This window comes from Butyrivibrio sp. MC2013 (assembly GCF_000424585.1).
Lineage (GTDB): Bacteria > Bacillota > Clostridia > Lachnospirales > Lachnospiraceae > Butyrivibrio.
Genome location: NZ_AUKE01000007.1, coordinates 133,587 through 155,508 on the forward strand (window position 1 = coordinate 133,587; position 21,922 = coordinate 155,508).

At 45.4% G+C, this 21,922-nt stretch carries 16 protein-coding genes; 2 read left to right on the top strand and 14 right to left on the bottom strand.

All coding sequences use genetic code 11. The features are described from left to right. Positions 1 to 16 precede the first annotated feature (16 nt). Positions 17 to 919 carry a carbohydrate ABC transporter permease gene (locus tag G636_RS17395; RefSeq protein WP_035778880.1) on the bottom strand — a complete coding sequence of 301 codons (903 nt, stop codon included), beginning with the start codon at positions 917 to 919 and terminating at the stop codon, positions 17 to 19. A gap of 112 nt (positions 920 to 1,031) precedes the next feature. After that, entirely contained in the window at positions 1,032 to 2,474 is a 1,443-nt protein-coding gene (locus G636_RS0105195; protein ID WP_026507177.1) for an ABC transporter substrate-binding protein, read from the bottom strand. A gap of 241 nt (positions 2,475 to 2,715) precedes the next feature. Here G636_RS0105195 and G636_RS19355 point away from each other — a divergent pair, with 241 nt between their 5' ends. After that, complete coding sequence (locus tag G636_RS19355; protein WP_051226547.1) at positions 2,716 to 3,606, top strand: helix-turn-helix transcriptional regulator; 891 nt, start codon at positions 2,716 to 2,718, stop codon at positions 3,604 to 3,606. 48 nt (positions 3,607 to 3,654) lie between these two features. Here the strand turns inward: G636_RS19355 and G636_RS0105205 are convergent, their stop codons facing one another. The 11 genes from G636_RS0105205 to G636_RS0105255 form a co-directional block, all read right to left on the bottom strand. Then, the gene (locus G636_RS0105205; RefSeq protein ID WP_026507178.1) at positions 3,655 to 4,668 is read right to left on the bottom strand and encodes a LacI family DNA-binding transcriptional regulator; all 1,014 of its coding nucleotides are present in this window, start codon (positions 4,666 to 4,668) and stop codon (positions 3,655 to 3,657) included. Between the two features lie 128 nt (positions 4,669 to 4,796). Continuing rightward, complete coding sequence (locus G636_RS17405; protein WP_051226549.1) at positions 4,797 to 6,200, bottom strand: ATP-binding cassette domain-containing protein; 1,404 nt, start codon at positions 6,198 to 6,200, stop codon at positions 4,797 to 4,799. Then, positions 6,190 to 7,227 carry a sensor histidine kinase gene (locus G636_RS0105215; RefSeq protein ID WP_242826922.1) on the bottom strand — a complete coding sequence of 346 codons (1,038 nt, stop codon included), beginning with the start codon at positions 7,225 to 7,227 and terminating at the stop codon, positions 6,190 to 6,192. The genes G636_RS17405 and G636_RS0105215 overlap by 11 nt, the downstream gene beginning before the upstream one ends. Beyond that, positions 7,220 to 8,839 (bottom strand): response regulator transcription factor, encoded by a 1,620-nt coding sequence (locus tag G636_RS0105220; RefSeq protein WP_026507180.1) that lies wholly within the window; start codon positions 8,837 to 8,839, stop codon positions 7,220 to 7,222. The genes G636_RS0105215 and G636_RS0105220 overlap by 8 nt, the downstream gene beginning before the upstream one ends. 213 nt (positions 8,840 to 9,052) lie before the next feature. Beyond that, the gene (locus G636_RS21250) at positions 9,053 to 10,915 is read right to left on the bottom strand and encodes a substrate-binding domain-containing protein (protein WP_026507181.1); all 1,863 of its coding nucleotides are present in this window, start codon (positions 10,913 to 10,915) and stop codon (positions 9,053 to 9,055) included. A gap of 107 nt (positions 10,916 to 11,022) precedes the next feature. Further along, positions 11,023 to 12,030, bottom strand: coding sequence for an ABC transporter permease (locus tag G636_RS0105230; protein ID WP_026507182.1), 1,008 nt, complete (start codon positions 12,028 to 12,030; stop codon positions 11,023 to 11,025). Positions 12,031 to 12,106: 76 nt separating this feature from the next. Next, the gene (locus tag G636_RS0105235; RefSeq protein WP_026507183.1) at positions 12,107 to 13,627 is read right to left on the bottom strand and encodes a sugar ABC transporter ATP-binding protein; all 1,521 of its coding nucleotides are present in this window, start codon (positions 13,625 to 13,627) and stop codon (positions 12,107 to 12,109) included. Positions 13,628 to 13,753: 126 nt separating this feature from the next. Further along, positions 13,754 to 15,175 (bottom strand): NYN domain-containing protein, encoded by a 1,422-nt coding sequence (locus tag G636_RS0105240; protein WP_035778834.1) that lies wholly within the window; start codon positions 15,173 to 15,175, stop codon positions 13,754 to 13,756. 158 nt (positions 15,176 to 15,333) lie between these two features. Then, positions 15,334 to 15,786 (bottom strand): GNAT family N-acetyltransferase, encoded by a 453-nt coding sequence (locus G636_RS0105245; protein WP_026507185.1) that lies wholly within the window; start codon positions 15,784 to 15,786, stop codon positions 15,334 to 15,336. Between the two features lie 258 nt (positions 15,787 to 16,044). Next, the gene (locus tag G636_RS0105250) at positions 16,045 to 16,773 is read right to left on the bottom strand and encodes a discoidin domain-containing protein (RefSeq protein WP_155832322.1); all 729 of its coding nucleotides are present in this window, start codon (positions 16,771 to 16,773) and stop codon (positions 16,045 to 16,047) included. 6 nt (positions 16,774 to 16,779) lie between these two features. Then, positions 16,780 to 18,189, bottom strand: coding sequence for a glycosyl hydrolase family 28 protein (locus tag G636_RS0105255; RefSeq protein ID WP_196803036.1), 1,410 nt, complete (start codon positions 18,187 to 18,189; stop codon positions 16,780 to 16,782). Between the two features lie 447 nt (positions 18,190 to 18,636). On the opposite strand from G636_RS0105255, the gene G636_RS0105260 reads away from it, so the two are divergent. After that, positions 18,637 to 19,650, top strand: a complete 1,014-nt coding sequence (locus tag G636_RS0105260; RefSeq protein WP_026507188.1) for a LacI family DNA-binding transcriptional regulator — start codon at positions 18,637 to 18,639, stop codon at positions 19,648 to 19,650. A 98-nt stretch (positions 19,651 to 19,748) separates the two neighbouring features. Here the strand turns inward: G636_RS0105260 and G636_RS0105265 are convergent, their stop codons facing one another. Further along, positions 19,749 to 21,905, bottom strand: coding sequence for a glycosyl hydrolase family 65 protein (locus G636_RS0105265; protein WP_026507189.1), 2,157 nt, complete (start codon positions 21,903 to 21,905; stop codon positions 19,749 to 19,751). Positions 21,906 to 21,922 lie beyond the last annotated feature (17 nt).

Below are 21,922 nucleotides of genomic sequence, written 5' to 3' on the forward strand. Positions count from 1 at the left end.
ATTGATCTCCTAACTCTTAATCTTCAGATGACCTGAATATGTACTTGAAGAACAGTTTCTGAAGAATGGTGCAAGCGAATATTATCAGAAGAAGTATCACTGCCATAGCGCTGGCCAGTCCGACCTTCTGTGTTACATGGGCTATCTCGTTCATGATGACGAAATATGTTCCCGTTCCGTTAGCTCCCCCGGTTATTACGTAGGGTGGTTCAAAGGCGCTGAGGGAGCCTGTGATCGAAAGAATCACATTTAAGGTTACGATCGTCTTGATACTGGGCAGTATTATGTGGAAGAACTGCTGAAACTTATTGGCACCGTCAAGGGATGCTGCTTCGTAGAGTTCATTATCCACTGACATGATCGCACCTATGAACAGGACCATGTTCTGACCGAAATAACGCCAGATACTGGTTGCCACAAGTGACCAGTTATTTACCTTCTGGTCTTTAAGCCAATAGGGAAGCTGTTCTGCGTCAAAACCAAATAGCTGCAGGACAGAATCCAGAACAAATCCTCTTGTATAGAAGAATTTAAAGATAAATCCAATGGCAATTCCACTTATAAGATAAGGGAAGAACATCATACCCTTAAAGATATTGCCGCCCTTTACCTTAAAGCTCAGGATCGTTGCCAGAAAGAGTGCAAGGGCCAGCTGCACAAGAGCACCGATACAGTAATAGATACTGAGCTTAAGTGCCTTAAAGCAGTCGTCTCTTGTAAGTACATCTATGTAATTCTTAAAACCGACAAATACTCTTTTGTCCGGTGGAGTCAGATATTTCATTTTGAAAAAGCTGAACTCCACCATTTGAACAAAGGGAAGATAGGTGAATAAAACAAGAAGAAATAATGGGATGACCGCGAAGCTGACTATGATCACAGTCTGTTGTCCCTTTCTACTTTTCAGCCACTTTTTCATCCCACATTTCCTCCTATTTCTTAGTTAAGCTGATAATACATTCTTGGATAAAGCATCCAAGAATGTATGCTCAATTTTAAATTTCATATTATCGGCATCTGATATTTGCCGATCAGTTTCTCTCGATGCCAAGTACGTCCTGTGCATCTGTCCATTTCTGGTTCCAGTCATCCATGATCTCGTCAAAGGTCATATCACCCATGGATGCGTGCTCGATGATGAGCTGTACTCTTCTGTCTCCGCCTGCTCTGAAGTTCATCTCAGACTCAGAGTTGAGCTCGTTGAGTAGATCCTCTTCGCCTTCAAGAGCGGGTGTTTCCTGCATGAATTCTACATTATCAAATGCAAGCTTGGTCTCTGTGCTGCCAGCCTTGATGGGAAGTCCATCTTCGTTGTATGCAAAGCCTGACTCTTCTGTCATCCACTTAACAAATACAAGAGCTGCCTGCTTCTCATTTTCAGGAGCGTTTACGTTTACGCCGTAGCAGTAGTCAGGTCCTGCAAGAGCATACTGCTTGCCATCTACGCTGATGGGGAAAGGCATATAGCCGATGTCTGCTGCGTTTTCGCCTGCAGCTTCCATCTGAGGATAAGCCCATGATCCCAGTACCATGCAGCCGATCTCGCCTCTGTTGATCATGCCTTTGCAGCCTTCCCAGTCAGTTGTGGAATAATCTTCCTCTGTAAGTCCCTCTGCTACTGCATCATAGAGGATCTTGTATACTGCATAGGGATGTGTTCCATCTTCATAGTTCTTGAAAGGATCAGTGGTGTGGATAATGGTGTTGTTAGTGAATGCTGCATCGCCTGTAGCGGATACTCCGGTATAATCATCCCATGAACCCATTGTCCAGCCTGCTGCATAGTTGGTATAAAGAGGAATGATATCGCTGTTGTACTCTTTGATCTTTTTCAGAGCTGCGATGAATTCATCGGGAGTCTTGGGAAGCTCTGTAACGCCTGCCTCTTCAAATACTCTCTTGTTGTATACGATACCCTGAGCTGTTGCTGTAGAAGGAACGCCGTATACCTCGCCCTTGTATTCCCAGTGATCTGCATAGTTGATCTGAGTGTTCATCACATCCAGGCTTCCAAAGGATTCAAAATAGGATGACAGATCGCTCTTATCAATGGAAGGGATCATCATAACAGTCTCGTAATCACCGGACTGAAGATGAGTCTTGGCATCCTCTGCATAGTTGGTGTCAGTGATGACATTTACTTTGATGCCGGGATAGGTCTTGTTAAATTCTTCCATGTACTCAACCCATCTCACTCCGCCGTAGTCCTCGGAATCAAGGTCTGTCCTGTTGTTAAAGAAAGAAATCTCGGCCTGCAGATCTGTGAAGTCCTCCCCAAGCACGATATCTGCATAGGACTTAAGTCCTGTTTCAGAAGCCTCTTCACTTCCTGCTGCCTCCTGGCCATCAGTTTCTACTGCGGCCTCTTCTTTTGCAGGTGCCTTATCGGCTTCATCTGCAGAGCCTGAGCAAGCTGCAAGAGTTGACATCATTACTGCTGACATTGACAGTGCCAGTAACTTTTTGATCTTCATAAGTAACCTCCTTTTATATAGCGAATTGCTTTGTTAAAAATAGAATAATATTTTAGCCTTATTTAATCATCAATTATTCTTGCGAGTTATAACTCATTCTTGCGTAAATCATATTTTTTACCTCAAAATCACATGTTTATTCTCTTTTTACCTAATTGAAATTAGTTAATTTAGGTAACTATCACTTGTTATTTTCTTTTTTCTTGTATAAAATAGGGGATATAAGGAGTAATTTGGGAAAATGGAAGCTTTAAATGAACTCAATTCAATATTCAGACTGCACAGGCTCTTTGAAACAGGGATGGGCTTCTCGGACATACTGGACAGCAAGAGATTTCTGTCCAATGTAAAAGCTGCCGGAACAGAGCTTTTGCTCCATCCTCATTTTGGAGGCGCCATATCCTATGGCATACCCACCACCTTTGAGTATGCAGGCAGCCCTTACTATCTTCTCTTATATATGGAAAAGGGAGATGCCTCTGTCAAAGGCAAAGAACTGGACGCTTTTAAGATAAGCGAGAAAGAAATGATCATAGCGGGCCCGGGAATAGATTTTAGATTTGATACCAGATCCACACCCTGCTTCTTTCATCTCTTCCTCATAACAGGGAGCGCTATGACTCTCTACTGCGACGGCATCAGCAGGATATCCTTTAAAGAGAATTATATTGCAGGACAGCTCTCATATCTGCAAAAGCTCCTGTCCCAGCAGGGAGAAGATATAGAATATCTGGAATCCAGGCTTTTGACCGAAGTTCTGACAGATGCATATCTTGAGTGCAATAAGCATAAAGAGACCGGTTCATATTCACCAATCCCTGACTATATCAGAGAGATGAAGAGGATCCTGGATATGGAATATAAGAGTCAGCTGACTCTGGACGAGCTGGCAGGAAGACTATATATCAGCAAATACAGGCTGTGCAGGGAGTTTGGCAGCTATTACAGCATATCTCCCCTGCAATACTTAAATCACCTGCGTATCCAAAAGGCCAAAGCACTCCTTGAGCAGACCGACATTTCAGTACATGCCATAGGTATGGATGTGGGCATACCCAATACCAGCCATTTTATCAAGCTGTTCAAAAGAGATACCGGCAGGACACCTGCAGAATACAGAAAAAGAGGATGAGCAAAGTGAAAGTCCCCAAAAAGTCAGACTTTTTGGGGACTTCACAGCTCATCCTCTTTTTTTCACGCTTTTCTTTTCAACCAGATGTCCGGTCACTATCTGCATGCCCTTCTTTACTTCACTGCCGGCGATCAGCTTCTCCACCGCAGCTGCTGTAGATCTGACCATCTGCATAGCATCTACTTCATAGGTAGTGATATCCACATCGCAGACACCCGGGAATATGAAATTATCAAAGCCCACAACAGAGAAATCATCAGGTATGCTGTATCCGTCCTCTTCCAGCCTCTTGATCAGCACTCCTGCCGTCAGATCACAGTTGCATACAAAGGCCGTAGGCATTTCCATAGGGAGCCTTAGCTTATCCGGAGTAAAGATGATGCCGCTTGTCTTGTCCCTGTCTTCAATCTGCCAGTCCGGTCTGACATTAGCGCCATGCTCCATCATAGACTTTACATAGCCCAGATATCTGTCTGTGATAGATGTGGTCTGAAGGAGCGATCCCACAAAGGCTATATCCCTGTGACCGTGATCAAAGAGGTAATTAGTCAGATAATAGGAACCATAGAAGCTGTCAGATACCACTGATACCACATCCATGGCTTCATCACAAAAATCCAGATAGAGCACAGGCACGCCCGCTCTCTTCTTGATAAACTCGCAGTATTCCTTGGAAAACTCTCCCTGTAATATCAGGGCATCCACCTTGCCTTCTTTGATAAAGCCGGGAAGCAGGAGCTTCTTTTCCAGATCATAGCTTGCTATCTCCAAAAGGCCAAAATTGCCGTGGCTTGACAGCTCTGTAGCAAGTAGCTGATACATATTGAGATAAAAGGAATTATATTTACTGAAATGTTTCTCATGGAGAAGTATACCTATATTTTTGCCCTTGGCTTCATCTCTGGCAGAAGGCTGTCTGTAACCCATCTCGTCAGCAAGTCTTATGATCCTCTCCCTCATCTCTTCGCTGACGCCCTTTTGTCCTGCAAGAGCCTTGGACACTGTTACTACACTTACCCCCACCTCTTTAGCTATATCTGCAAGCTTGACTGTCTTTGCCATAACTTTTCACACGTTTCCCTTCTGTATTTTTCTGTCCCCCCAACAGCTAATATCGTTATTACGAGTTAAATTATATCATATATAAGATTAACTGCAATTAAAAAAGCAGCAATTTTTTAGCTGCTTTTTTAATTGCATATTGCCGCTATCTCTATGATCCTGTCAGCCAGGGGAGCGGAATCTGCCACATTCATAGTTATATTTACTATTGATATTCCCCTAGCCAGCAGCATCTCCTGCAGCTCCTTAAGGAGCAGTCTCATAGAGAAATCTTCGTCCTTAAAAGGCATGGCACATAATACAAGATCAGGCTTTTGCAGCAGTATCCTGCCATATATCAGCTCGATCTTCTCCTTTTGAGTCAGCTCTCTGATACTCTTGCCAAATACCTCTTCGCCGAGAAGCCCCGACAGCTCCTGTCTGACGCTCCTGGCCACACCACTCCTCCCCCACACAGAAGGTATCCTGTGGTCAACAGTAAAGAGCAGGTTATCCAGATAGCTCAGCTCTTCAAACAGCATGTTTTCTTCGGGATGTTCCCTTAGAAGGGCCACTCTCCTGTCCCTGCAAAGCACTGTTTTGTCACCTTCTATGTAGAAGCGACTGTCAGCGGGCTTGTAGTCTCCAAAGATAGCTGATATAAGGTCGTCAAATACCCGATTATCAAGGGGCCTTATCACCAGATATTCCCCCTTGCGAACAGTTACTGTCAGCCTGGCACCCAGAGCCAGTTTCAGATCTCTGATCTCCAATACCTCTTTTTCGCTCAGAGCCCTGCCCGGTCTTCCTGCTCCCTGACCGGCATAATCACTATGTTCCTGATACAGGGCATCCCATATGCTGCCTGCCAGCTTGTCGCTGCTGATTATATTCAATATCCTGCCGCCGGACATAACTGCAGCTCTTGAGCACAGAGAGCTGATCTCTTCCAAATGTCCGCTGATAAAGAGAAAAGCTATCCCCCGCTTACTGTAATGCCTGACAACCTCGTACAGGCGCCCCATTTCATTCTCTGCTATAAAGGTTCCCAGCTCTCTTAGCACTATCAGTCTGTTACCTGCTATAACAGCCCTTAGGATCTCCACCAGGACTCTCTCGTATGCAGAGAGCTCCTCTACTCTGCTTCCCGGATCTATATCCTCACCGATATCCTGTAAAAAGGGTCGCAGCTGGTCTTCTAAAAGACTATTCCTGATAATATACTGACCAAAGCCTTCCCTGAGTACAAAGATATTGCTGACAACGCTTTGCCCCATTACCAGCGAATTCTCACTCCCTATCACAGTGATCTTGTTGGGGGCCCTGTGCATATCCTGCCAGGAATTGACCTTTTTGCCATTGTAATAAACATAGCCGTAGTAAAGGGGATCATTGCTTTTTAAGAGCTCCAGAAACTCCTCCAGGCCATATGCATTCAGGGGGATCAGGCCCATGATCTCTCCCTTTTGGATATCCAATTCAAAATCACGTAGATAGACTACAGAATCCTTCTCATAGGTCACTCTCGAGAAGCGCAGGATCTCATTTTCCACCGGCAGCCTCCCTTGCAAGCTCTGATCTCTCGCTAACAGCGGGAATGGATATCTCCACGCTGGTACCTATATTTTTAATAGAAAAAACATGCAATCCATATTCCTGCCCAAACAGGAGATGTATACGGTTGTTGACATTAACAAGAGCTATTCCGCCGCTCTCCTTCTCGGAGGTCCTAAGGCTTTCTCCTCCCATATCAAGTCTGCGATTAAGTCTGGCCAGAGTATCCTCGTCCATGCCCACACCGTCATCAGATATTGTTATCTTGATCCTCATATCGGTTCTTTCAATGCAGATCGTGGTCAGGCCCTTGCCTATCTTCATCTCAGTCCCGTGTATGATACTATTCTCAAGTATAGGCTGCAGAGTAAGCTTGGGTATCATAAGGCTCCCCAGGTCCTCTCCTTTCTCGTCAATCTCAAGGCCTATCCTGTCTCCAAATCGGTACTGCTGGATCTTGAAATATGTCCTGCAATTGTCCAGCTCCTCATCTATAGTAACCAGATTCTCAACATTACTAATGGTATACCTGAAAAATGTGGCAAGAGCTTCCGTCATATCCGCTACAGTATCAAGTCCTGCTATGAGAGCCTCACTCCTGATACCATCCAGTGTGTTATACAGAAAATGAGGATTGATCTGATTCTGAAGAGCCAGATACTGTGCCTGTCTCTTATTCAGATTCACAGTCTGAGTAGAATTCAGGATAGTATAGATCGTATCTGACATCTCCTCCGTAGCAGGGGTAAGTACAGTGCCCTGGCTTCCGGAAGGTTCAAATACCATATAACCGTTTATCATACGCCTGATCTTATTCTCATTTCTAAGAAAAGGCCTTGCTATAGCAAAGATAAATATAAACAGATATAGAAAAAGCACTGACATCACTATGACACTGAGATGCTCGTAACCATCACAAATAATACAGATAACCATCATCAGCAGAAAAAAGGATGACAAAAAAGCCAGTATCCTGCCTGATAAAAATCTGCTTTTTCTAAACAATCTCATAATAGGATCATCCATATAGCTTCCTGTATACTGCAGGCTTTACCCCCGCATACTGCTCAAAAATCTTATTAAAATGTCTCACATCACTATATCCCACTCTGCAGCATATCTTTTCAACCGAGAGATTACTGTCCCGCAGCAGATCTTTGGCTGCTTCTATCCTGAGATTGGACAGATATCTGGCAAATCCGGTCCCTGTCTCCTTTTTAAACAAAGAGCTAAAGTATGTGGGAGTAAGTCCCAGCTCTTCGCTGATGGCCTCCAGGCTGATCTGCTGGGAATAGTGATTCTGAAGATACTTTTTGGCCTGTCTGATGGGACGGACAGAGCTATCCTCTCTCATTGCTTTGAGTTCCTTCATAAGACAACCCACAAAATCCGATGTCACAGCAAAAAGAGCATCTATACCGCCGCAGTTATCACAGTCCGTGGTAAAGGCTTTAAGTCTGTCATTTTTGTCCTGGAGTTCAAGTCTCATCAGCAGCATGGAGCCTATCTGCCTGGCGAGCTCGTATATCTCAAAGCCACGCACTCCGGAGATGGAGCCGATCCTGGTCTTTAGCTCTTCTATTTCTCTAAGCAGTTCCTCTTCATCTATGGTCTCCAGCGCATGGGTGACCACCTTGGCATAATGGTCCAATAGTTTCTTATCGTACAAGGCTCCCTGGGAGGGATCTGCTTCTAATACCCTGAGATTGCCCTTGGTCAGTCTGTCTTTGATAGCCTTTTCGGCAGAGCTGAGGCTGGCAGATATATCGGCTGCATCAGCCGCCACACTTCCAAGAGCATAAGCTGCTTCTTCCTTCCTTAGTATCCCCCTAAGGCTCACTGTCTGACTAAGGCATGACCTTACTGCCTTGATAAGATCCTCTTCTCTTTTGGCAGGATATGAGATCAGAGCATAGAGATATCTGCTTTGAGTCAGCATGATGATATCGTCACAGATATCCTTCAGACTGCTGTTCATGACCGACATCACCTTATTCCAAAAGAAGTCTCTCTGTGCAGCATCAGCACCTTCTGCAGCCGAAGTCTCTCTCCTTACTGCTGCAGCTGCATCATCCAGCTTGACGCAGATGATGCGATAAGCGCCGCCCTTTGTATTAAATCTGTATTTGTCCCTGAGCGCAGCCTCTGTCAGTTCTCTGGAAGGATCTATGAGCAGATCCGATATGACTGCAGATCTTATGGTCTGCTCATCAGCATCAGTCCGGAGCCTGGCCCTGTCCATGGCATCTGCCTGCTGCCTGGCTCCGGAGATCTCTCCTGCCAGCTTGGAGAGAGCTTCATTTAACTGACTCTTATTAATGGGTTTTAGGAGATAATCCGACACACCATAGCGCACAGCAGACTGAGCATATTCAAACTCCGCATAGCCGCTGACTATGATGATCCTGGTAGATGGCGATATCTCGCTTACTTTCTCTATAAGCTTGATGCCGTTGATGCCCGGCATTCGAATGTCCGTTATCAATATATCCGCAGGCTTTTGCCCCAGGAGTTCCAGAGCTTCCATCCCGTTGGAGACCGTCCCCGTGACAGTCATACCCATGCTGTCCCAGTCCCCCAGCGCCATTATCAGCCTGCAGATCTTCTCTTCATCATCCGCTATAACTACGTTTATCATGTTTCCCCCAATAAATGAATAAACTTCGCATAAGATCTACTTTTTTGCTATTGATCCCTGCACATATTAAATAGTAATCCATTAGTCAGTCATACTCAAGAATAGAAATCAGCCCGTTACTGACAAGCTGATGACCATGATCAGTAACGGGCTATCATTATATGCTCCGGGCCTAAATCTCAAGGCCCATGATTTCCTGTTTAAAATGGCTTATCAGAAATCACCCTTTTTGAGGACTGTGACGCCTGTATCTACAACTTCACCGCCCAGGCTATCGCCGTTTAAAGCCTTGACGCAGGCTTCTACGCCCTTTGATCCCATCACATCAGGATTCTGCGCCATTGTGCACAGGAGATATCCGTCTGTGATCAGGCCCTTGATGGAATCAGACTTGTCAAAGCCAACGCCAATGATATCTGCATTGCCGGATGCCTTGATGGCATTGCCTGCACCTGTTGTAGAGCCTTCGTTGCCTCCAAAGATACCTACAACACCCTGGGTGATATAGTTCTCTGCGATGCTCTGAGCCTTGGCTGCATCACCATCGCAGTACTGTGTCTCAAGGATATTGAAATCCGATCCGTCAAAAGCTTCTCTAAAGCCGGCTTCACGATCTACTGTAGACTGAGTGGAAGCATTGACATTTACGATACCGATATCACCGGAAGTGATGCCCTTGTCGCTAAGAGCTGAGAGCATCTCTTCTCCTGCGATCTTACCGGCCATCTTGTTATCTGTGGAATATGTTGCTTCTGCATCAACATTGGCAGGGGAGTCTACATATACGATCTTGATGCCTGCATCAATAGCTTCCTTAAGTGCACCTGATATAGCATCAGGACCGTTGGCTGCTACCATGATGGCATCATATCCGCCTGCTACTGCATTGTTGACACATTCGATCTGCTTGGAGTCGTCCTTGGTATCAGGAGACATGAAATCTACTGTAACACCAGCCTCTGCAGCTGCTGCCTGAGCACCTTCATTAAGAGTAACCCAATGCTGGTCAATGGAATCCATGGTGATCAGTGCGATCTTGTAGTCACCTGCTGCCTTGGCATCTCCTGCTCCGTCATCTGCTGCGCTGGCTGCTCCGCCAAGAGCTGCAGCGTCCAGGATGGATACGCCTGTATCTGTAACTGCTCCGCCCAGCTTCTCACCTTTCAGGGCCTTAACACAGGCTTCTACGCCCTTGGCGCCCATCACATCGGGATTCTGAGCCATTGTGCACAGGAGATATCCGTCTTTTATCAGTCCCTGAATGGAATCGGACTTATCAAAACCAACACCCACTATATCTGTGTTACCGGATGCCTTGATAGCATTACCTGTTCCGGTTGTAGAACCCTCATTACCACCAAAGATACCTACAACACCCTGTGTAATATAGTTTTCTGCTATATTCTGAGCCTTGGCAGCATCACCATCACAATACTGTGTCTCCAGAATATTAAAAGCAGAGCCATCAAATGCTTCTCTAAAGCCCGCCTCACGATCTACTGTAGACTGGGTAGATGCATTAACATTGACTACACCGATATCTCCTGAGCTGATGCCCTTGGAATCCAGAGCCTTCAGCATCTGCTCACCGGCAGTCTTGCCTGCTGCCTTATTATCTGTTGAGAAGGTAGCTTCTGCATCTACATTGGCAGGTGAATCTACGTATACGATCTTGATACCTGCATCAATAGCTTCCTTAAGTGCACCTGATATGGCATCAGGTCCGTTGGCTGCTACCATGATAGCGTTATAGCCGCCTGCTATGGCATTATTCACACACTCGATCTGCTTGGAGTCATCCTTGGTATCAGGAGACATAAAATCTACTGTAACGCCTTCTTTTGCAGCCTCTGCCTGAGCGCCTTCATTAAGGGTTACCCAGTGCTGGTCAATAGAGTCCATAGTGATCAGTGCGATCTTGTAATCAGTGCTTCCCCCATCATCACCGGCTGTAGTTTCTGAAGCAGTTTCAGCAGTGCCTTCAGTATTTCCTCCCTCAGTAGCCGAACTGCATCCTGCCAGAAGTGCCGCTGTCATTGACAGGCAGCAGACCATCGACAAAAACTTTTTCCTCATAACTTACCTCTCTTTCTGACCTCTTTTGAATGATGTTACTGCAGGGAGCTGACCTGCAGTATCAAAACTGTATCCATACCGACCTGTGCACCGGTCGGATGACCCACTTATTTACTCTTCTTGAGACCATTACCTGTTCTGAGCACAGCATCTGCCAGTACCGCAAATACTACGATGACACCTATCACTATTCTCTGGATACCAACCTGGGCTCCTACCATATTGAGACCATTCTCCAGTGTCTGCCATACAGCAGCACCCGCAAAGGTGCCCAGCAAAAGACCTGATCCGCCAAGGGGTGATACGCCTCCGATAACGCCTGCTGCCACAGCATACATCTCATAGGTATTGCCTGCTTCCATATTGCCCATTCCGGCCTGTGCGCATAGGATAAAGCCTACTACCACAGAGCAGAAAGCACTTACCAGATAAGTCTTGATGGTAGTAGCCACCACATCTACTCCTGAGAGTCTTGCAGCATCCACATTAGAGCCTATGGCATATATATGCCTGCCTGTCCTTGTCTTGGACAATAGGAAGAAGAGCGCTATGAATATGACAAGGGCGATCCAGAAGGTGTTGTATATACCGGCAGTCTTGCCGTAATAGAAGAAATCCTGAAATCTGTCTCCTACTTCTTTGCCAAGCTTTATACCAATATTGTCTGTATTGCGGTTACCATTGACCATGTAGCCTATACCCCTTGCCACAAACATGGTTCCGAGAGTGGCGATAAAGGGAGGAAGTCGGAACTTACCAACCAGAAAGCCGTTAATCACACCGATCATCAGTCCGCAGCAAAGTGATATCAGCATAGCCACAAGCGGCGGCACGCCAAGAGTCATGAGAGTGGCTGTGAGCATAGCGCTCATACCTACTACGGAACCTATGGACAGATCAATGTTGCCGGTGATCATGACATAGCTCTGGCCTATACCTATGAGGAGGTATTTGGACATAGACCTTAACAGGTTTAGAATATTTTGCCCGGAAAAAACCTTGGGATTTAATATTCCAAATGCCACATATATTACTATCAGTCCGGCAAATGCAGTTATAGCAGCCCCCATGCCTCTGATCGCCAGTATCCTTTTTATACCCTTACGATTGTTCATTTCGCACCTCCCAGCCGGAGTAAAGACGCCCCTTTTATCTCCGGTCATATTTCCCTTCTATTATCTGCTATCTCCATTATTTACCGTCATCAGCTGATATGATTTTGTTCTCAAATGCGGTTGCCAGCTTGAGGATCTCGTTCTGACTGGTAGCCTTTGCATCCAGTTCTCCTGTGATACGGCCGTCGCACATGACTATTATGCGGTCTGCTATACCCATGACCTCGGGCATCTCAGAGGATACAAACATGACTGCGATACCCTGCTCTTTGAGATTGTTCATCAGATTGTATATCTCGACCTTAGCTCCGACATCTATGCCCCTGGTAGGCTCATCAAATATCACGACCTTAGAATTTCTGGCTAGCCATTTGCCTACTACCACCTTTTGCTGGTTGCCTCCCGAGAGAGTATCAACATTGACTTCCGTATCCGGAAGCTTGATCCTGAGGTCTGCTATAGCCTTGTCACAGAGCTCCTTTTCCTCTCCGCTTCTGACCACTCCCGCCTTATTGCAGATGATGTCCAGATTGGGCAGAGCAAGGTTTTGTCTGACGCTAAGCTTGGTACACAGTCCGTCCTTTTTTCTATCTTCGGGAGCCAGCACTACACCGGCTTTTATGGAATCCATGGGTTTATTTATAGACAAGCTCTCCCCATTTAAGATGATCTCCCCGCTCTCTTTGGGATCTATCCCAAAAATCGCCCTTGTGGTCTCTGTCCTGCCTGCTCCCATCAGACCTGCAAAGCCCACAATCTCACCTTCATAAAGGTCAAAGCTCACATCTCTCACCATTCTGCCTGCATTCAGATGCTTTACCTCAAATACCTTGCGGCCCTTCTTGCAGGAGACTCTGGGGAATTTCTCCTTGATCTCGCGCCCCACCATATTCTGTATGATCTCATCCATGGTAAAGTCCGAGAAATTGCCCTCTGTGATATACTGCCCGTCTCGCATGATAGTGACCCTGTCAGCGATATGTGACAATTCTTCAAGTCTGTGAGATATATAGACAATACCACAGCCCTGAGCTTTGAGCTGTCTGATTATCTTAAACAGATCATCTATCTCCCTGGATGTAAGAGCTGACGTAGGCTCATCCATTATGAGTATCCTGGCATTAACAGAGAGAGCTTTGGCTATCTCTATCATCTGCTGCTTGGATACAGGAAGATCTCCCACAGTCTGCCTGGGGCTGATATCCACTCCCAGTTCATCCAGGTATTTTCTGGCTTCTCTCTCCATATCTGCATTTCTGAGAGATAGCCTGCCCCTCAGCTCCCTCCCCAGAAACATATTCTCTGCCACAGACAGATGCCTGCACATATTGAGTTCCTGGTGGATAATGGCCACGCCAGCTTCTCTGGCCAGCCTGGGAGACAGATCTGCGTATTCCTTGCCAAATATATAAAGCTCTCCCGAGTCTCTGGTATACACACCGCTCAATATTTTCATGAGCGTGGACTTGCCTGCGCCGTTCTCCCCCAGAAGAGCCATTACTTCGCCGCTTCTGAGCTCAAAACTGACATCGTCCAGTGCCTTTACTCCGGGAAAGCTTTTATTTATATGCTGCATTGATACTATAACTTCGTTCATCCCCTTACTTTCCTCCGCAATAAGACCTGTTACCCTCTCTAAGTCCATTATATCCTTCGTTATTTTTGCGAAAAAGTGAGGTAGATTTACGATTATATTGGTCAATATTATGATGAAAGGATTTTCTTATTTTCTAACCCTGTAATTAAGGGAAACCTCTCCATCATCAGCAATATCTATTTCCAGTTGGTTCTTGATCTTTCTCTTGATAAAGCTCTTTACTTCCTCGTCTGTCATCTCAATCCTGGTCCTATTTAGGACTTCATTCATCAGACTGTTGAGATTAAGGTCAAGGGACGCTTTGATAGACCTGGCCAGCTCTTTCTGGATGGCATCGGTCTTGATATCATCTGCGCCTCCTGCGTAGAAACTGTCTATATAGCAATAGAAGATATCATTCTTGATAAGGGTCTCTTTAAGGGCATAGCTGACCTTGTCATGCTCTACCATAACGAGGAAGCGGGCCTCCGGAAGCTCTTCCATCAGTCCCCAGTAGTCAGAGTCACTGGATACCAGTACAAAAGAATCTACATTATTGGTATAGTACTCCCTGCAGGTACGGGCAGCCACCTTCACATCAGCCAGGGACTTATTGTCCTTGAGGCGCTCTATCATGATATATTCCACAGGAATAGATACATAGGAGCTTAGTATCTCCCATGCAGAAGCAGCATGGATATCATCAAAGAGTATGATCTTCTCTATCTTCTCAAGGCGCTCCGGATCCAGATTCCTGATAGCGGCGCAGAGGCTGTAGGGATCGGAGTTCTCACAATCTACTATAAATACACACTTGTCACTATTCTCTATATAGGTGTAGATATTTGCCTTGGTCCTGTCACTGACATCCGATACCAGGCTCAGATTCTGGAATTCATCATTATTCCATCTATAAAGGAGAGTCACAAACTTCCTGTCATTGAGCAGGATATTGCCTTCATCTGAAGCCGGCCAGTTGAGATACTGCTTATAGGGATAATAGTTCATATTCTCATAGTAAAATGCAGCAGCCCTCTTGGTGCCCTCTTCTGTCAGGCCGTCAGGCATGATAAATATGTCAGAGAGATAATCCCAGTTGATCCACTGCGGGAAGAGATCCCTGCAGTTATTGATCCTGCTCTTGATATTCTTATTGAGATTGATCAGATATGGTGTGGGTTCTTTGAGATGGACATATATCTCGATGCCGTCATCATAAAGGGACTGCATGGCAGCTATGGGCATATACTCCGGCATACCCATGATACTCCTGCCCTCCTGCTGTATGCCATGGCAGACCTTTAGAAAGTTGTGCTCCAGCTGTGTCCGGAGTATACAGAGATTCCTGATGATCCTGGCCTTCTTGTCCTTTTCCAGTTTCCTGTATATCTCTGCCTTTACAGGCTCATATTCATTTTCAAAAAATTTCTTATTGATGCCCAGCAGATAGGCTACCCTGCTGACAATATCAAACTGCTCACCATGAGAGTTGTAGCCTGCCTGTTCATTTATCCTTGCTATCACATCCGCAAAATCCAGGGATGTGCCGTTATTGTTATCAATATTCATCTATTATTTCCCCTGTAGTATAGTCACACCCGTAAACGTATTATCTACTTTTTCAAAAACACATTTACAAGGTGTTTTCATTAGAACATGAATGCATTATATACTAATAACAAATATTATTGTTTAAATGGTCTCTGAGGGACGGGGTTTGTGGACCATTACAGTTTGTAGTGCATAAAATTGCCATTATGAATAAATCCATATGCTGTATATAACTTCACTCCCATGTCTGATGCTGTGATCTGGACTGTTCCGCAGCCATACTCTCTTGCTTCACGGACTACTCTATCCAGGAGTTCTTTTGCAATTCCCTGACGCCTGTAGGAAGGGGCTGTGAACATGCTTGACAATATCCCCATCTTCCCGCTAGGGCATCCAAAATACGGCGGCTTCTCCACAAATGACATACCACTGGTTCCAATGATCCTGTCACCATCAATCGCAAGCCAGGATACGATACTTCCGTCAGACATATGACGCTCATAATAGTCTCTTAATGCAGGAACAAGGTCAATGTCCTCCTTTGCACCTTCCTCCCTAAGCTGCACAATTCGTATATTAATGAATGTATCAAGATCATCTTTTGCAAGCTTCCTATACACTATAGCCATGTTGATCTTCCCCTTTTAGGCCTTCTCTTATATAATTATCACATTGCCTCCACTCCAAGGAGTTTTTGACGCAAAAGTCTCTCTTCGCTATACGGCTCAGTCCTACCCAATATAATGATACCACCCATTGTTAGTTTTTGTTAACTTTTTCAAAAAACAAAGGCCCGTATCAATTGATACAGGCCTGGTCAATTTTACTGTTTTTCTATATCCGAATGAATACGTCTGTGGAAATGCATATGATATAAAGCCCTTCTGTCAGTCCACGTCATAAATCTCAAGCTCTGCCAGTTGGCCTCCCGTGGCTCCTGTATTGGAATTAAAGGTCAGGCGAAGGGAGGTGATCGTCACAGGATCAAATTCAAGGACGACTTCATTATTTCTGGCAGGATCAAATTCATAGTCTGCGGCGGCTATTAGTTCCTTATAATCACCTGACGCCCCTTTATATTCTACAGAGATATTCTGCAGCCTTGTACTCCACGCAGGTATGGGATTTAAGAGGAGCTTGATAGCGTGGATAGTCTTCTCCTCTTTGAATGAAGCATATAGATAGTTTGGATAATTATCTGCTGCACCCTCCCAGTAGGACTGGGCGTCCACCTTGCCATCTTTTACCTTTCTGGGGGTGTAGACATCATTAAAGGCATCTGCCTCTATCTTGGCCTCTTCAGTAATATTAGTTCCTGAGACTATCACAGGCTCATAGTCTTCCACCACAAAGTCAGGATGCTGCATAGGGCCTTCCTGCTCAGGGCTCTCCACTATACTGATACTGCCATTTCCTGCAGGGGACAAAGTGATGTATTTATAGAAAGCTCCTCCCCACAAAAGAGTACAGAGAATCACAGACAAACAAAGCGGTATTATCTCTACAACACTTCTTCCTGCCGATTTTCGCGTTCCTGGGAAATTTGAAGTGGCAGATGCAGGCACTGCACCAGTAGCAGATTTTATTGTTTCTGAATTTGATAAGCTATTCTTCATATTTTATCACCTTACAAAATCACTAATAGTCAAATCCTTGCCCAGTATATTAACATTTTCTATTTCCACACCGGTGATAGTATGCTCCTCGTCATAGCCCTTAAGACGGCATTTTACATCATTACCGGACAGGACCTTTACGTTCCTGATCACAACGTCATGTATATTACCTCTGTCTATTGTCGTAGACCAGTTGCCGCTCTGACATACCCAGAGGTCTATGAGATATGGCATCTGGCTGCCATCACCGCTTCCTATCTCTTCATGTTCGATAGTAATATTGTCAAATACAATATCACTGATATCTGCATCATCTGCATTATGGATAGAAATTGCAGGCTTATGATAATTGTTTAATACAGTTATATCCTTAAAGGTTATATTTCTAATATATGCATCAGCTTTTTTACCCTTATTGGTCTCATATCCGATCTCCATTGACTGAGCAAGATCAGTCCATATCTGAGTATTCTCAAAGCTGATATTCTCACTGTTTCTGTCATAATTCTTTACCACCAGTGAATCGTCCCAGGAACGGACAAAGGCATTCCTGACTGTATAATCCTGAACAGACTGCAGGGTGATACCATCACTGTTGGGCCTGGCTGATATGATCCTCACGCCGTCTATGAGGCCTCTTTGGTTGTCATATCCCTGCAGGCACCAGGCATTGGAGCCCAGCACTATCACGTCTTTGATAGTAAGGTCATCGCAGTGATCAAACTTTAATGGTATCCTGGCGCTATTACCCTTCCAGCCTTCAAAGGATGATCCGTCTATGATGCCTCTACCACATACTCTAATATCATTTTCAAAGTTGGCATTTACTATGCCATGTACTACCGCTCCCCCTGCCAGATATAGAGTCTGGCCCTTCTTTAACATGATGCACTCTATGTCCCATTCTCCCGGACCAATATATATCACTGAGGGATCATCAGGATCAGGTATATCAGCTCCATCTTCCGGAGAATTGGTAAAAATATGAACTGCCCTCTCAGGGCTGTCATTAAAGGTCAGAGTGTAATTATCGGGGTGATCAAGTTCAAATTCTACGCTGTGCCCATCCTCCGATATCCTGGGCTCTATACCATAGGACAATGGACTAAGAGTCACCTTTTCTATATCAAACTCATCCATAGTGACGCTAAGCCTGACCTTCCCTTCAAAGTCAAAATATGTCATGGGAGTCTTGCCAAGGGGCGGAAGATAGGCATTGTTCCAGCTCCTGCTGTAATTCACCATTGTCTCGTATACATACAGGTCCTGACCATTAACTGATACATGAGCCGAGGTGGAATGCATAAGAGAGCAGTCGCCCCGCTCCTCATTTGCAGGTATCAGGTCTTCAGGCCTCGCATCCTTTAAAGACTTTGGCCCCTCATAGACCACCACCCTGCTATTTGTATATTTCATATTTTCCTCCGCAGTACTATCCAGTTTCTTATATGCCACTATAGACATCAAAGCCAAAATAAGTATAACTATTGATAAAACAATCTTCCTCACATTCTTCCTCCTAATCTTCTTCATAATCCCCTTAAATAATTCATATTATGTCAATGTGATCCCCCCGGGCTGTAACGCCCGCACGCCCCCGCCTGCATCGCCAAGGGGCTAGCGAAGCGAATTGGTCACCTGCTTTGAATAAGAGACCAAGGGGCCTATGTGCTCGTCGGCACTTATGCTGCGTCTTTTGCAGCATTAGTACCGCTACGAAGCACATTGGAGCGAGAGCGTCCCCGAGGTCATTATTCAAAGCAGGTGACCCACCACCCCCTCCCCCTTGTGGCGAATAGCCAAAACGTAGTATTCTATAGTTGATTGAACGTTAAACTATAATCAGTATGGAGGCACTCATCCATGGTCACCATCCGAGATATTGCAAGAGCCACAGGCGTATCCACCACCACAGTATCCAATGTGATCCACGGCAGAGATAACAGAGTATCCGCCGAAGTAATACAGAAGATCAATGAAGCAATAGCCAAGCTGGGCTATGTGCCCAACATGTCAGCCAGGAGCCTGGTGTCCAGCAAGTCCAAGGTAATAGGCTTTGTCAATCACGTCATCACCGGCAATAATGGCGCCTTCATGGAGGACCCTTTTCATTCTGCAGCCATCAGCACCATAGAGTCCACGCTGCAGCTAAACGGCTACTATCTCATGCTCAGGACAGTGGATACTGCCCAGGAACTCCTCGCCTTCCTGCAGAGATGGAATGTGGACGGCCTCTTTTTCACAGGTATCTTCAAGGATAAATTCTATGATACCCTCTCAGGGCTGAATATCCCTGTAGTGCTCCTGGACAGCTATGTCAAGAATCCAGGCTTTTGTAATGTAGGCCTTGAGGACTTCCAAGGAAGCTACCTGGCTACAAGGCATCTCATAGACAACGGTCACAAAAAGATAGGCTTTGCCTCTCCCGGCATTAAGGACGGCGGTGTACTTCAGGAGCGATTCCTTGGTTATAAAGCAGCCCTTTCCGAAAGCTCCATAGCTTTTGACAAGTCCCTGGTCTTTAACTACGAGATGGACCTGTACAGCTGCAGGGAAGCTGCAAGAGAGATATCTCTCCACAAGAGTCTCACAGGCCTTGTGGTCACAGCAGATATCATGGCTGCAGGTATCATGGCCGGACTTAGAGAGGAGGGCCTTAGGGTACCTGAAGACATATCCATAGTAGGCTTTGATGATATCAATATAGCCCGTATGGTCAGTCCCACCCTTACTACCATCCATCAGGACATGGCGCTAAAGGGGCGCCTGGCTGTAGACTTTATGATACAGCTCCTTAATGGCCGCAAGCTTGATACCACCGATATATCCCTTCCTGTCAGGCTTGTGGAGAGAGAAAGCGTGATCAGGAGAGGATGAGTCTGAAATTTTATTCTGATCCTGCCTTGATCATTGATCTTGTTTTATTATCAATCATGCTTTTATTGTTGATTTAATTTTAACCCGACTTATAGACATCAGTTTATTTCATCAATACTATAAGAATCATGACTTACTCTGATACTATATTGCTGTTGTTTATAGAATATCTTAAACGATATTTCTTCTATTTCTTTGGGCAAGCTGGGATTGCAAGTCAGTTCCCCATTCTTTACTGATAGTCCGGCAAATCCCTCAACAGCGATCATATAGGCAGCCCCTGCGGCTGCAGGATGTGTACCGCCTATGTACAAGAGTCCTGCCCACTCTTTACCCTTTTCAGACAGATCCGCTCTTGCAGATTTGAGAAAAAATGGCCACGCCATCCCGGGATTACCTATCTTACAGGCCAGCAGCGAGTACATACCTGCGCTAAGAGATGAGCCGTGCTCAGTCCTTGGTTCATAATAGGACCAGTTGCGGGAGATAGTATCCAGGCTGTAGTCATCTGCAAATAGATTGAGCATAGTAACAACATCTGCCTGCTTGATGATCCTGGTATCGCTGGCTACGCCGTAGGCTCCGCCCCAGTACTCCTTGTCATTTAATAGTCTGGATCTGACATCAGCAAGGCTTGCATCCTCCAGCTGCTCATATCCGTCAAACTGAGGGATGATCCCATTTTCATCAGGCTTTTTTATAAGGATATGCTTAGCTCCATCTTCGAAACCCTCTATGAGAGAGTCTCTCTCACTGTCTGATATATCAAGATAACCTTCTCTTAGAATTTTGGCAGCTTTTTCAAAAACATACTTTGCCATCCTGTTGGTATATACATTATTATTGACTCTCTCATGATATTCATCAGGTCCTATCACGTCCCTGATCTCATAGTAGTCATTAAATATACTCTTTACCAATATGCTCAGATAGAAGAGTGCGCACTGCATGATCATCTCGGCTCCGCCGTCATCAAGAAGTGACATGTCCCCTGTCCAGTCCAGATATCTGCACAGGCCATATACTATGGCAGCAGAGATATGGACCTGCTTGTCCTTAAAATAGGTCCTCATAGGCCTGCCTGTAAATACATCTATCACATTGTAATCCGAGCAGGCATCAAAGCCGCCCTCCTGGCTCTCCCAGGCATAGAAGGCCCCCTTGTATCCGTAATGAGCCGCCTTTTTCATAGCTCCCGGCAGGGTATCTATCCTGTATTTGATAAGCTTCCTGGCAGTATCAGGCTCGGTGAATATAAAGAAATCCAGCATGAACATCTCTGTATCCCAGAATACTGCGCCTCTGTAGGTCTGGCCGGATAGTCCTCTGGCAGGTATAGAGAGATTGTCAGCATGTCTTGGAGCTATGGACATCAGGTGATAGAGAGAATAATTAAGAGCAGTATTCGCTTCATCATTTCCTTTGATCTCTACGTCTGCATTATCCCAAAGCCTGTCCCAGACACTCATATGTCTGTCCATAACTTCCTCATAGCCAAGGGTTATAGACCTTTTAAGGACATCAGCTGAGCTGCACACAGGATCCGCCGCTGTCTTAGAAGTGTCAAAGCTGATATATTTGACGATCCTAAAAGCTTCACCGGGCCTTGTGATAAAGGATATCCTGTGAAGATATCGTCCATCCTCCCTGACACTTGTGATCTCGCAGTCAGAAGCGGCCTCTATGGTCTCATCCATCACCACACGGATACCCTCTTCGTGAGTCCTTGCCTCGTAGTGAATGATATCTTCATTTATGATGGAAAAATCTTCAAGGTGCCTGCCGTTAAGGTCCCAGATATCAGTATCTATACCCGTATAAATTTCAGCCTCAGCGTGGAAATCAGCACTTACCTTCAGCTCCATTACTATCAGGTTCACATCATCCATAGAGGCTATGCGTCGCGTCTCAAGACATATATTCCCCCTTGGACAGGTCCAGCTGCTCGACCTCATGAATATCCCATGTCCATAGTCCAGGCTGATCTTGTGAGATGCAGGCTTTAAGTCAGGAAGGCGATAATTGTTTCCATCTACTTTAATATAGCTGTAGAGGGCATTGGGAAGATTGACAGGCTCTCTGAAATTTTCAACCTTGTCATAGACTCCCGCCAGATTAATTGCAGGTAATAAATCTGCAGTATATTCTTCTAATGTTCCCCTGATACCTACCAAGCCGTTTCCTATGAGAAAGCGGTTGCCAAGAGCAGCATAGGCTTTTCTATCATATCCATTGTCATATATTATCTTATCCACTGTCTCCCCCCTTCGTA

Excerpts from the sequence above, each read along its gene's own strand:
- G636_RS17395 (WP_035778880.1), bottom strand. The coding sequence starts at position 919 with ATGAAAAAGTGGCTGAAAAGTAGAAAGGGACAACAGACTGTGATCATA.
- G636_RS0105195 (WP_026507177.1), bottom strand. The coding sequence starts at position 2,474 with ATGAAGATCAAAAAGTTACTGGCACTGTCAATGTCAGCAGTAATGATG.
- G636_RS19355 (WP_051226547.1), top strand. The coding sequence starts at position 2,716 with ATGGAAGCTTTAAATGAACTCAATTCAATATTCAGACTGCACAGGCTC.
- G636_RS0105205 (WP_026507178.1), bottom strand. The coding sequence starts at position 4,668 with ATGGCAAAGACAGTCAAGCTTGCAGATATAGCTAAAGAGGTGGGGGTA.
- G636_RS0105215 (WP_242826922.1), bottom strand. The coding sequence starts at position 7,227 with ATGGATGATCCTATTATGAGATTGTTTAGAAAAAGCAGATTTTTATCA.
- G636_RS0105220 (WP_026507180.1), bottom strand. The coding sequence starts at position 8,839 with ATGATAAACGTAGTTATAGCGGATGATGAAGAGAAGATCTGCAGGCTG.
- G636_RS21250 (WP_026507181.1), bottom strand. The coding sequence starts at position 10,915 with ATGAGGAAAAAGTTTTTGTCGATGGTCTGCTGCCTGTCAATGACAGCG.
- G636_RS0105230 (WP_026507182.1), bottom strand. The coding sequence starts at position 12,030 with ATGAACAATCGTAAGGGTATAAAAAGGATACTGGCGATCAGAGGCATG.
- G636_RS0105235 (WP_026507183.1), bottom strand. The coding sequence starts at position 13,627 with ATGAACGAAGTTATAGTATCAATGCAGCATATAAATAAAAGCTTTCCC.
- G636_RS0105240 (WP_035778834.1), bottom strand. The coding sequence starts at position 15,175 with ATGAATATTGATAACAATAACGGCACATCCCTGGATTTTGCGGATGTG.
- G636_RS0105245 (WP_026507185.1), bottom strand. The coding sequence starts at position 15,786 with ATGGCTATAGTGTATAGGAAGCTTGCAAAAGATGATCTTGATACATTC.
- G636_RS0105250 (WP_155832322.1), bottom strand. The coding sequence starts at position 16,773 with ATGAAGAATAGCTTATCAAATTCAGAAACAATAAAATCTGCTACTGGT.
- G636_RS0105255 (WP_196803036.1), bottom strand. The coding sequence starts at position 18,189 with ATGAAATATACAAATAGCAGGGTGGTGGTCTATGAGGGGCCAAAGTCT.
- G636_RS0105260 (WP_026507188.1), top strand. The coding sequence starts at position 18,637 with ATGGTCACCATCCGAGATATTGCAAGAGCCACAGGCGTATCCACCACC.